Raw genomic sequence first — 11,905 nt, 5'->3', positions numbered from 1 at the left:
TCCCGCTGCCGTGGAATGCACTGATGAGCAAACAAATTCCGGTCCAGGACGTCACTCCGCCCACCAAGGGCAAGGGTGAAAGCGTCGACCTCTATGCCTCCCGGGAAAAGATCTACACCCGAGCCTTCACCGGATTCTTCCGAAATCTCCGAATGGCCGGAGGCGCCCTCCTCTTCCTCCTCTACTTCGGCACCGTGTGGCTGACCTGGAACGGTCGCCAGGCGGTTCTCTGGGACCTGCCCGAGCGCAAGTTCTACATCTTCGGCGCGACCTTCTGGCCGCAGGACTTCATCCTTCTCTCCGGCCTGCTGATCATCAGCGCGTTCGGCCTGTTCTTCATCACCGTGTTCGCCGGCCGCGTCTGGTGCGGCTACACCTGCCCGCAGAGCGTATGGACGTGGATCTTCATGTGGTGCGAGAAAGTCACCGAGGGTGACCGCAACCAGCGCATGAAGCTCGACAAGGCGCCCATGAGCGGCAACAAGCTGCTGCGCCGGTTCGCCAAGCACAGCCTGTGGCTGCTGATCGGCCTGGTCACCGGCCTGACCTTCGTCGGCTACTTCGCCCCGATCCGCGACCTGCTCAGCGACCTGGTCACCGGCCAGGCCGACGGCTGGGCCTACTTCTGGGTCGGCTTCTTCACCCTGGCCACCTACGGCAACGCCGGCTGGCTGCGTGAGCAGGTGTGCATCTACATGTGCCCCTACGCGCGCTTCCAGAGCGTAATGTTCGACAAGGACACCCTGATCGTCTCCTACGACCCGCGTCGTGGCGAGGGCCGTGGCCCGCGCAAGAAAGGCGCCGACTACAAGGCCCAGGGCCTGGGCGACTGCATCGACTGCACCATGTGCGTCCAGGTCTGCCCGACCGGCATCGACATCCGTGATGGCCTGCAGATCGAGTGCATCGGCTGCGCCGCCTGCATCGACGCCTGCGACAGCATCATGGACAAGATGAACTACCCGCGCGGCCTGATCAGCTACACCACCGAGCACAACCTGTCCGGGCAGAAGACCCACCTGGTTCGTCCGCGCCTGATCGGCTACGCCATCGCCCTGTGCATCATGATCGGCCTGCTGATCACCGCCATCGTCCTGCGTCCGCTGGTAGGCTTCGACGTCAGCAAGGACCGCGTGCTCTACCGCGAGAACGCCGAAGGTCGCATCGAAAACGTGTACAGCCTGAAGGTCATGAACAAGGACCAGAAGGACCATACCTACGTGCTCAGTGCCAAGGGCATGGACGGACTGATCCTGGAAGGCAAGAAGGAAATATCGGTCGCCGCCGGGGACATCTTCACCATGCCGGTGGAACTGTCCATCGAACCGGAGAAGCTGCCCTCCACCACCAACGAGATCAGCTTCACCATCCAGTCGGTGGACGACCCGTCCATCAGCAAGGAATCCACCAGTCGCTTCATCGGCCCGCGCGTTCGTTGAACCTGCGCTGAACGAATTGGCACCCCATGTTGCGCATGGGGTGCCAGTACCGACCGAAGCACGTAGAATTTGCCCGCCCCTTCACCGGGCAGCGCCCCGCGTGGCGTTGCCAGCGAGAGAAAAGAGACCATGCAATCGGCCATGAAAACGCCCGTGGAACCCTGGTACAAGCACCTCTGGCCGTGGATCATCATCGCCATGCTGGCCACCTCGATCTTCCTCAGCCTGACGATGGTCAACATCGCCGTGAACAACCAGGACTCCCTGGTCAGCGACAACTATTACGAAGCCGGCAAAGGCATCAACCGCTCCCTCGACCGTGAGCACCTCGCTCAGCAGCTCAAGCTGCGCGCAAAAATCAGCTTCGACGAATTGACCGGCGAAGTGGACCTGCGCCTGACCGGCGATAGCCGCCCGGCCACGCTCACCCTGAACCTGCTCTCCCCTACCCTGGAATCCCAGGACAAGCACCTGGAAATGCGCGCCAGCCCCGCCGAGCCGGGTCGCTATACCGCCAGCCTGGATGCCGCCGTAAAAGGTCGCCGCTTCGTCGAACTGCTCGGCGAGGAAAATGGCCGGACCTGGCGTCTGTTCGAGGAAGAAAAAGTCGCCCCGGGCGGCTCCTTCGACCTCGGCGACGAGCCCCTCAGCGGAGATGAAGCCGAGCGCCCATGAGCGCCCCGCTGCTCTGTTATCACTGCGCGCTGCCGGTTCCGCCCGGCAGCCGCTTCGTTGCGCCAGTCCTGGGTGAGACCCGCGAATTCTGCTGTCCCGGCTGCCAGGCCGTGGCCGAGGCCATCGTCGCCGGCGGCCTGGAAGGCTATTACCGTCACCGCACCGAAGCTGCGCCCAACCCTGACGCCCTGCCCGAACAGCTCGCCGATGAGCTGAAGCTGTTCGACCGCCCTGACGTTCAGCAGCCTTTCGTCCAGCACCAGGGCGATCTCGCCGAGACCACCCTGATCATGGAAGGCATCAGCTGCGCCGCCTGCGGCTGGCTGATCGAGAAACATCTCAAGGGCCTGCCCGCCGTCGCCGAGGCTGGGCTGAACCTGTCCAACCACCGCCTGCACGTGCGCTGGTCCGACAGCGAGCTACCGCTGAGCGAGCTGCTTGCCGAGCTGCGCCGCATTGGTTACGCCGCGCACCCATTCCAGCCGGACCGCGCCGCCGAACAGTTGCACCAGGAGAACCGCAAGTCCTTGCGCCAGTTGGGCGTCGCCGGCCTGCTGTGGTTCCAGGCAATGATGGCAACCATGGCCACCTGGCCCGAATTCAACATCGACCTGAGTCCCGAGCTGCACGAAATCCTGCGCTGGGTGGCGATGTTCCTCACCACGCCCATCGTCTTCTACTCCTGCCAGCCATTCTTCCGCGGCGCCGTGCGCGACCTGCGCACCCGCCACCTGACCATGGACGTTTCCGTCTCCCTGGCAATCGGCGGCGCCTACCTGGCCGGCATCTGGACCGCCGTCACCGGCCATGGCGACCTGTACTTCGACGCGGTCGGCATGTTCGCCCTGTTCCTGCTCGCCGGTCGCTACCTCGAGCGCCGAGCCCGTGAGCGCACCGCCGCGGCCACCGCGCAACTGGTCAACCTGCTGCCCGCGTCCTGCCTGCGGCTGGATGACAGCGGCCAGAGCAGCCGTGTGCTGCTCAGCGAACTGAGCGTTGGCGACCGCGTGCTGGTGCAGCCCGGCGCGGTGATACCCGCCGACGGCCTGATCCTCGACGGTCAGTCCAGCGTCGACGAATCCCTGCTCACCGGCGAATACCTGCCGCAGCCGCGCCAGAGCGGCGACAGCGTCACCGGCGGCACCCTCAACGTCGAAGGCCCGCTGACCGTGCAGGTCAAGGCACTGGGCGGCGACAGCCGCCTCTCGGCCATCGTCCGCCTGCTGGAACGCGCGCAATCGGACAAACCGCGCCTCGCCGAGCTTGCCGACAAGGCCGCGCAGTGGTTCCTCATCGCCCTGCTGGTGCTCGCTGCGGTGGTCGGCCTGTTCTGGTGGCAGCATGACGCCTCCCGCGCCTTCTGGGTGGTCCTGGCGATGCTGGTGGCAACCTGCCCCTGTGCCCTGTCGCTAGCCACGCCGACCGCACTCACCGCCGCCACCGGCAGCCTGCACAAGCTCGGCCTGCTGGTGACCCGTGGCCACGTGCTCGAAGGCCTGAACCATATCGACACGGTGATCTTCGACAAGACCGGCACCCTCACCGAAGGCCGGCTGACGCTGCGTGCCGTCCGGCCGCTGGGCGCGCTGGACAGCGATGCCTGCCTGGCGCTCGCCGCCGCGCTGGAGAACCGCTCTGAACACCCCATCGCCCGTGCCTTCGGCCGCGCGCCGCAGCCCGCCGAGAATGTGGAGAGCCATCCCGGCCTGGGCCTGGAAGGCCGCGTCGGCGAGCGCCGCCTGCGCATTGGCGAACCGACGTTCGTCTGTGGCTTGAGCGGTAGCGAAGCGCCCCAGCACCCGCAGGAGCCCGGCCAGTGGTTGCTGCTGGGGGACGAAAGCGGCGCCCTCGCCTGGCTGGTGCTGGACGACCGCATCCGCGAAGACGCCGCCGACCTGCTCGATGCCTGCCGCGCGCGCGGCTGGCGCACGCTGCTGCTGTCCGGCGACAGCTCGCCGATGGTCGGCCGCGTCGCCGCCGAACTGGGCATCGACGACTGCCGCGGCGGCCTGCGCCCGGACGACAAACTGGAAGTCCTGCGCCAGCTGCACCAGCAAGGCCACCGCGTGCTGATGCTGGGCGACGGTGTGAACGACGTACCCGTGCTGGCCGCCGCCGACATCAGCGTTGCCATGGGCACGGCCACCGACCTGGCGAAAACCAGCGCCGATGCCGTGCTGCTGTCCAACCGCCTGGACAGCGTGGTGCAAGCCTTCAGCCTGGCCCGCCGCACCCGTCGAGTCATCATCGAGAACCTGCTCTGGGCAGGGCTGTACAATGGGCTCATGTTGCCCTTCGCCGCCCTCGGCTGGATCACGCCCGTGTGGGCTGCGGTAGGCATGTCGATCAGCTCGCTGACCGTGGTGCTCAACGCCCTGCGCCTGACCCGGCTGCCGAAAGGCGCCGACGCCGCTTCAGCGACATCCGCCCACTCCGCCGCACTTCAGGCGGCCCAGGCGCTGCCACGGAGTTGAAATGCCCGCTCTCTACATCATGATCCCAGTCGCCGTGGTCATCGTCGGCATCTGCATCGCAATCTTCTTCTGGGCCGTGAACAGCGGCCAGTACGACGATATGGACGGGCCGGCCCACAGCATCCTGTTCGACGACGAAGACCCCAAGCACCAGGCAGGCATCGACGAAGCCGAGGGTGAGGGGTCGCACGGCAGCCCCAAGCAGGACAAGCGCGATGCCTGAGCTGGCGCCACTGCTGGCGTCCGCGCTGATCCTCGGTCTGCTCGGCGGCGGTCATTGCCTGGGCATGTGCGGTGGATTGATGGGCGCGCTGACCATGGCCATTCCGCCAGATCAGCGCGGTCGCCGCCTGCGCCTGCTGCTGGCCTATAACCTCGGCCGCATCTTCAGCTACGCCTGCGCCGGCTTGCTGCTCGGCCTCGCTGGCTGGGCCGTGGCACGCACGCCGTTCGCCTCCGCGCTGCGGGTGATCGCCGGTCTGCTGCTGATCGCCATGGGCCTGTACCTGGCTGGCTGGTGGAGCGGCCTGACCCGCATCGAAGCCCTCGGCCGCGGCCTGTGGAAGCACATCCAGCCCTTCGCCAGCCGTCTGCTGCCGGTTGCCACGGTGCCGCGCGCGCTGCTGCTCGGCGCACTCTGGGGTTGGCTGCCCTGTGGCCTGGTCTACAGCACACTGCTCTGGGCCACCAGCCAGGGCTCAGCGGTGGACAGCGCGCTGCTGATGCTCGCCTTCGGCCTGGGCACCTGGCCGGTGCTGCTTGCCACGGGCCTCGCCGCCGAGCGCGTCACCGCCCTGCTGCGCAAGCGCAGCGTGCGCATGGCCGGTGGCATCCTGGTGATCCTCTTCGGCCTGTGGACCCTCCCCGGCCCACACCAGGCCTGGATCATGGGCCACGAAATGCACGCCAGCGCCAGCAATCCCCACCATAAAGCCGCTTGATACAGGTCAACAGGCCTCTGTCGGACTCTCCCTAGACTGCGCAGGAAAAGCTCGCCACCGGGGAACATCGGCATGCTCGACAATATTCGCTGGGATGCAGATCTGATACGCCGATACGATCTGTCCGGCCCGCGCTACACCTCCTATCCCACAGCCGTGCAGTTCCACGAAGGAGTCGGACCCTTCGACCTGCTGCACGCGCTGCGCGATAGCCAGAAGGCTCAGAGATCGCTCTCGCTCTACGTGCACGTCCCGTTCTGCGCGAACATCTGCTACTACTGCGCATGCAACAAGGTCATCACCAAGGATCGTGGCCGCAGCGCTCCCTACCTTGCCCGTCTCATCCATGAAATCGAGATCGTCAGCCGTCACCTGGGTCGCCAGCAACAAGTCGAGCAGTTGCATTTCGGCGGAGGTACCCCGACCTTCCTGAGCCCCGGCCAGCTGCGCGAACTGATGGCGCAACTGCGCACCCACTTCCACTTCGTCGACGGCGACTTCGGCGACTATGGCATCGAGATCGACCCGCGCGAGGCCGACTGGTCGACCATGGGCCTGCTCCGCGAGCTGGGCTTCAACCGCGCCAGCATTGGCGTGCAGGACTTCAACCTGGACGTGCAGCAGGCCATCAACCGCCTGCAGAGCCTCGACGAGACCCGCGCCATCATCGACGCGGCGCGCACGCTGCAATTCCGCTCGATCAACATCGACCTGATCTACGGCCTGCCCAAGCAGACCCCGGACACCTTTGCCCGCACCGTCGAACAGGTCATCACCCTGCAGCCCAATCGCTTGTCCGTGTTCAACTACGCGCATCTTCCGGAGCGCTTCCCGCCGCAGCGTCGGATCAGGGCCGAAGACCTGCCCTCCCCCGCGCAGAAGCTGGAAATGCTGCAGCGCACCACCGAGCAACTGGAAGCCGCTGGCTACCGCTACATCGGCATGGACCACTTCGCCCTGCCGGACGACGAACTGTCCATGGCCCAGGAAGACGGCAGCCTGCAGCGCAACTTCCAGGGCTACACCACTCACGGCCACTGCGACCTGGTGGGCCTGGGGGTTTCCTCGATCAGCCAGATCGGCGACCTCTACTGCCAGAACAGCAGTGACATCGCCGACTACCAGAACACCCTCGACCAGGGCCAGCTGGCCACCCGGCGCGGCCTGCACTGCAACAAGGACGATCTCATCCGCCGCGCGGTGATCCAGCAACTGATCTGCCACTTCCAGCTGGACTTCGAAGACATCGAAGACCTCTACAACATCGACTTCCGCGGCTACTTCGCGGAGATCTGGGAAGACCTCGAACGCTTCGCCCGGGATGGCCTGATCACTCTCGGCCCTCGCGGCATCGACGTCAGCGCCTCCGGTCGGTTATTGGTGCGCTCGCTGTGCATGCTGTTCGACCGCTACCTGCCGATGCAGAACCTGCAACGCTTCTCGCGGGTCATCTGATCCGCGAGTTCCCTTTGGCGCGACCGGCGGTACGGGGCCAACTGTCGCACCCTTTGCTACAGGATATGTCTATCACCCCAAGGAGTAGGAACAGCCCTGAACCGGCACTTTTAGAAAGGATTCGAGCCTGGCCACAACCCTCGTGAACCCTCATCCCCGTCGCTGAAACCAGCGATTCAGACAGGTCGCCAACTGGCGCGCGACTTGCCGTCTGCGGTACCCTTGGTTTTTGTGTGCCATCCCATTCAAGGAACACTCATGGCCGAAACCATCAAAGTGCGCGCCCTGCCCCAGGCGCACTGCAAGGATTGCAGCCTGGCTCCCCTCTGCCTGCCCCTGTCGCTGAATACCAACGACATGGACGCCCTCGATGAGATCGTCAAGCGCGGCCGACCGCTGAAGAAAGGCGAATTCCTGTTCCGTCAGGGCGATGCCTTCGGCTCCGTCTTCGCCGTGCGCTCCGGTGCGCTGAAGACCTTCAGCATCACCGACGGCGGCGAAGAGCAGATCACCGGCTTCCACCTGCCCAGCGAACTGGTCGGCCTGTCCGGCATGGACACCGAGAGCTACCCGGTATCGGCCCAGGCGCTGGAAACCACTTCGGTCTGCGAGATTCCCTTCGAACGCCTGGACGAGCTGTCCGAGCAACTGCCGCAACTACGTCGCCAGTTGTTGCGCGTGATGAGCCGCGAAATCCGCGACGACCAACAGATGATGATGCTGCTGTCGAAGAAAACCGCCGACGAACGCATTGCCACCTTCCTGGTGAACCTCTCCGCGCGCTTCCGCGCCCGTGGCTTCTCCGCCCAGCAGTTCCGCCTCGCCATGTCGCGCAACGAGATCGGTAATTACCTGGGCCTGGCAGTGGAAACCGTCTCCCGCGTGTTCACCCGGTTCCAGCAGAACGGCCTGATCGCCGCCGAAGGCAAGGAAGTGCACATCCTCGACTCCATCGAGCTGTGCGCACTGGCTGGCGGCCAGCTGGACAGCTGACAGACACGAAAGCTGACCAATTGGTTGACTTTCCAGTCATCGAAAACGGGCTCGCCAACTGGCGGGCCCGTTATACTTTGGCCTCAGCAAAAACCGCATCAGGTGCACATCCAGCATGATCCTCAACCAACTCGACCTGAAGTCCGTGATCCGTGCCGTTCCCGACTTTCCCAAGCCCGGCGTCATGTTCCGCGACATCACCCCGCTGTTTCAGTCGCCACGAGCCCTGCGCTTCGTCGCCGACAGCTTCATCCAGCGCTATGTCGAGGCCGACTTCACCCACATCGGCGCCATGGATGCGCGCGGCTTCCTGATCGGTTCGATCATTGCCTACGAGCTGAACAAGCCCCTGGTGCTGTTCCGCAAGCGCGGCAAGCTGCCGGCTGATGTACTGGCCCAGGCCTACGAGACCGAATACGGCGAAGCCCTGCTGGAAGTCCACGCGGACAGCCTGTGCGAAGGCGACAGCGTGCTGATCTTCGATGACCTGATCGCCACCGGCGGTACCCTGCTGGCCGCCGCACAACTGGTGCGCCGCATGGGCGCGAGCGTGTTCGAGGCTGCTGCGATCATCGACCTGCCGGAACTCGGCGGCTCGACCAAGCTCAACGACGCACAGATCCCCACCTACAGCCTGACCGCCTTCGCCCTCGACGAAGGCTGATCCGTGCTGTCCACGACAACGGGCGCTTCGGCGCCCGTTGTCGTTTCCGGCGTTCGCGACAGAGCCCCATCCAATGGCTGGTCGCCCCCCTTTTGGCCTGATCCGACCCCGGCACGGCCAGATATGACCTGGCGATTGTCCGACAAGACTTCGAACATGACATCAGCTGATGACACATTCGAAAGTGGCATCACGAACTAACGACAGGGCTTGCCCGGGTCGCCGCCCCTGCCGCGTCGCGCTCCGGAACCCACGCCCGCACAACAAGAAGGAGTTAGTCATGAACGCCAGTACCACGCCAATCCGCGCCAACTTCCCGGTCCGCCGCATGGATTTCACCTTCAGTGAAACGCCTAAGTACTGGTGGGACGGGCAGCCCTTCATGACCCACTTCATGAACAACCTGTCCTCGCTGTTCCCCTATGGCGAGAAGTTCTTCGTCGACAGCGTGCGTGCGGTGCGCGAACGCATCCAGGACCCGCAGCTGCAGAAGGACGTCAGCGCCTTCATCGGCCAGGAAGCCATGCATTCCAAGGAGCACGCGGCCTACAACGAGTACGCCGACGAGCACGGCATCGACCTGGAAACCCTGGAACTGCGCATCAAGGTGCTGCTCGAATCCATCAGCAAGGTCACCACCAAGAAGCATCAGCTGGCGATCACCTGCGCCCTGGAGCACTTCACCGCGACCATGGCCGAGCAGTTGCTCAAGCGTGAAGACCTGAGCAGCCAGATGAAGTCGGACAAGATGTACAAGCTGTGGATGTGGCACGCCGTAGAAGAGAACGAGCACAAGGCGGTGGCCTACGACGTCTACCAGCAGGTCTACGGCGGCTACTTCACCCGCACTGCGGTGATGCTGCTGACCACCGTGATCTTCCTCGGCGTCATCGCCGGATTCCAGATCAACCTGCTGCGACGCGACGGCCAGCTGTTCAACTGGCGCAGTTGGAAACACGGCCTGGGCGTGTTGCTGCACCCGCGCCGCGGTTACTTCGTCAACCTGATCCGCCCGTGGCTGGACTATTTCCGCCCCGGCTTCCACCCCTTCGACCACGACACCAAGGCGCTGGAAACCCGCTGGAAGGAGACGCTGGATTTCGCCGGCTGACCCTCGCGCCCAGGCAAAAACGCCAGGCATTGCCTGGCGTTTTTCCTTGTCGCTCGCTCGATGGCGGCATTTGCGTAGGAGCGGCCTGCAAGCCCCCTTACAGGTCCGCGATCCGCTGGGCGGACCGAAAATGCCCGTTACGCAGGGACTTTCTGCAGGCGCCGACGCACTACTTCCACCAATTGGTCCGGCTGGAACTTGGAAAGGAAGTCATCACAACCGACCTTCTTCACCATTGCGTCGTTGAAGCTGCCGGAAAGTGAGGTGTGCAGCACTACGTAGAGGTCGCGCAGGCGCGGGTCGTTGCGGATCTCGGTGGTCAGGCGGTAGCCGTCCATCTCCGGCATCTCAGCGTCGGTGAAGACCATCAGCAGCTTTTCTTCCATGTCGTGCCCCTCGTCCGCCCAGCGCTTGAGCTGTTGCAGCGCGCGCAGGCCGTCGGTGGCCACGTGCAGGCGCAGGCCGAGCTGGCCGAGGGTATCGCGCAGCTGGGAGATGGCGACGCTGGAGTCATCCACCACCAGCACTTCGCGACCACCGGTCTTGCTGAGCAACGTGTCGTCCAGGCGGTCGCTGGAGACGCGGGTGTTCATCGGGACGATCTCGGCGAGCACCTTTTCCACGTCAATGATTTCCACCAAGCGGTCTTCAACCTTGGTGATCGCAGTCAGGTAATGCTGGCGGCCGGCGCCACCGGGTGGCGGCTGGATCGACTCCCAGTTGAGGTTGAGGATGCGCTCGACTCCGCCCACCAGGAACGCCTGAACCGAGCGGTTGTACTCGGTGACGATGATGGTGCTGTTGGCATCCGGGGTCAGCGCGCGCATGCCGATGGCGCGCGACAGGTCGATTACCGGCAAGGTCTGGCCGCGCAGGTTGATCACCCCGCAAATCATCGGATGGCGCTGCGGGATCAGGGTCAGGCGCGGCAGTTGCAGCACTTCCTGCACCTTGAACACGTTGATCGCGAACTGCTGCCGCCCGGCCAGGCGGAAGACCAGGATTTCCAGGCGGTTCTCGCCTACCAGTTGGGTGCGTTGATCGACAGTGTCGAGAATACCGGCCATGCCTGCTCCAGATTCGGAATGAGTCGTGCGGGATAGCTATCGGCCGCATCTTCTCCGACAAGATACTGGCCGAGCGCCATCATGCACGACTTATCCGGTCCGGGCCACACCGATCATCCCTTCGCTGCGCTTAGTCGCCCGGTGGACGAGAGCAGCGGCGAATCCGCCGGAAGGTGCATCGAGAGCGCCGCTGGGCGCACCCCGAAGCGCAGCTTGCGTCCTTCCAGCGGCTCGCCGTCGAGATTGACGTCCAGCCCTTCGCGCGCCTCCACCTCGACCCACGGCAGGCGCGCGCGGACGAAAACATCCTGGGTACCGAAGCCGCTGCCCAGCAGCGCGCCGAGGGTGCCGACCATGTCCTGCGGGGTCGGCAGGATGCTCAGATCCAGCAGGCCGTCATCCGCCACTGCCTGCGGGCAGAGCACATGCCCACCACCCGCCTGACGACCATTGCCGATACCCAGGGCGAGGAATTCGCCCTCCCACTCGAAATCCGGCCCGGTGAAACGCCCCTGGGCAGCATGGACCTCGGAAAACCGCGTCAACCCGGTGAGCAGATAGGCAGCGCCACCCAGAAGCTTCTTCAGGTCTTCAGGGGTGTTGGCCGTGACCTTCGAACCGAAGCCGCCGGTGGCCATGTTGAGGAAGCACTGCCCATCGACTTCACCCAGGTCGATGGGCCGGGCCGGCACATCCAGCAGTGCCAGCGCCGCGGCCGGCTCCAGCGGCACGCCAGCGGCGCGGGCAAAATCGTTGGCGGTCCCCAGCGGCAGGATCGCCAGGCTGGCCTTGCCGCCGGCCTGGGCCAACGCTTCGGCGACATCGCGCACCGTGCCGTCGCCACCGCCGGCGATCAGCGTCGTGTAGCCCGCTGCCAGCCCCTCCTCCACCAGCCGCCGGGCGTCGCCACCCTCCCAGGTCACTCTCACATCCAGCGTGCGCCCCGCTTCACGCGTCGCCAATACGGCGGCGCGCACCTCATCGTTGGCGGCTTGCTTGCCGTGCAGGATCAGCAGGGCCTTGGGTTGCGTCATGGTGGGTTTCCTCCCGGTGAGTCCACTGGATATCGACTCAGACTAGCGGGAG

Annotated in this window: 11 protein-coding genes; 9 read left to right on the top strand and 2 right to left on the bottom strand. The window is 64.9% G+C overall.

The features are described 5' to 3' along the window. The first annotated feature begins 23 nt into the window (after positions 1–23). The 9 genes from ccoG (at position 24) to AC2T4A_RS16025 (ending at position 9,752) form a co-directional block, all read left to right on the top strand. Complete coding sequence (gene ccoG, locus AC2T4A_RS16065) at positions 24–1,439, top strand: cytochrome c oxidase accessory protein CcoG (protein WP_416748226.1); 1,416 nt, start codon at positions 24–26, stop codon at positions 1,437–1,439. Positions 1,440–1,568: 129 nt separating this feature from the next. Next, entirely contained in the window at positions 1,569–2,114 is a 546-nt protein-coding gene (locus tag AC2T4A_RS16060; RefSeq protein WP_416748228.1) for a FixH family protein, read from the top strand. After that, positions 2,111–4,588 (top strand): heavy metal translocating P-type ATPase, encoded by a 2,478-nt coding sequence (locus AC2T4A_RS16055; protein WP_416748230.1) that lies wholly within the window; start codon positions 2,111–2,113, stop codon positions 4,586–4,588. The genes AC2T4A_RS16060 and AC2T4A_RS16055 overlap by 4 nt, the downstream gene beginning before the upstream one ends. Position 4,589: 1 nt before the next feature. Further along, the gene (gene ccoS / locus AC2T4A_RS16050) at positions 4,590–4,811 is read left to right on the top strand and encodes a cbb3-type cytochrome oxidase assembly protein CcoS (RefSeq protein ID WP_486741169.1); all 222 of its coding nucleotides are present in this window, start codon (positions 4,590–4,592) and stop codon (positions 4,809–4,811) included. After that, a complete protein-coding gene (locus AC2T4A_RS16045; protein ID WP_486741168.1) occupies positions 4,804–5,529 on the top strand; it encodes a sulfite exporter TauE/SafE family protein in 726 nt (241 codons plus the stop codon). Before ccoS ends, AC2T4A_RS16045 begins: the two co-directional genes overlap by 8 nt. A 72-nt stretch (positions 5,530–5,601) precedes the next feature. Continuing rightward, a complete protein-coding gene (hemN, locus tag AC2T4A_RS16040) occupies positions 5,602–6,984 on the top strand; it encodes an oxygen-independent coproporphyrinogen III oxidase (RefSeq protein WP_416748236.1) in 1,383 nt (460 codons plus the stop codon). A 258-nt stretch (positions 6,985–7,242) separates the two neighbouring features. Continuing rightward, complete coding sequence (gene anr, locus AC2T4A_RS16035; RefSeq protein WP_416748238.1) at positions 7,243–7,977, top strand: transcriptional regulator Anr; 735 nt, start codon at positions 7,243–7,245, stop codon at positions 7,975–7,977. 115 nt (positions 7,978–8,092) lie between these two features. Beyond that, complete coding sequence (locus AC2T4A_RS16030) at positions 8,093–8,641, top strand: adenine phosphoribosyltransferase (protein ID WP_486741167.1); 549 nt, start codon at positions 8,093–8,095, stop codon at positions 8,639–8,641. A gap of 280 nt (positions 8,642–8,921) precedes the next feature. Then, positions 8,922–9,752: a metal-dependent hydrolase gene (locus AC2T4A_RS16025; RefSeq protein WP_416748240.1), complete on the top strand. Its 831-nt coding sequence runs from the start codon at positions 8,922–8,924 to the stop codon at positions 9,750–9,752. A 137-nt stretch (positions 9,753–9,889) separates the two neighbouring features. Here the strand turns inward: AC2T4A_RS16025 and AC2T4A_RS16020 are convergent, their stop codons facing one another. Together AC2T4A_RS16020 and yegS are read right to left on the bottom strand one after the other, a co-directional pair. After that, entirely contained in the window at positions 9,890–10,819 is a 930-nt protein-coding gene (locus tag AC2T4A_RS16020) for a chemotaxis protein CheV (protein ID WP_486741166.1), read from the bottom strand. Positions 10,820–10,932: 113 nt separating this feature from the next. Further along, on the bottom strand, positions 10,933–11,853 hold the full coding sequence (gene yegS, locus AC2T4A_RS16015; protein ID WP_486741165.1) for a lipid kinase YegS: 921 nt from the start codon (positions 11,851–11,853) through the stop codon (positions 10,933–10,935). Between the last annotated feature and the right edge of the window lie 52 nt (positions 11,854–11,905).

Source organism: Pseudomonas sp. PVC-3-1 (genome assembly GCF_057444315.1).
This window is presented reverse-complemented; position numbering and strand designations above follow the sequence as displayed.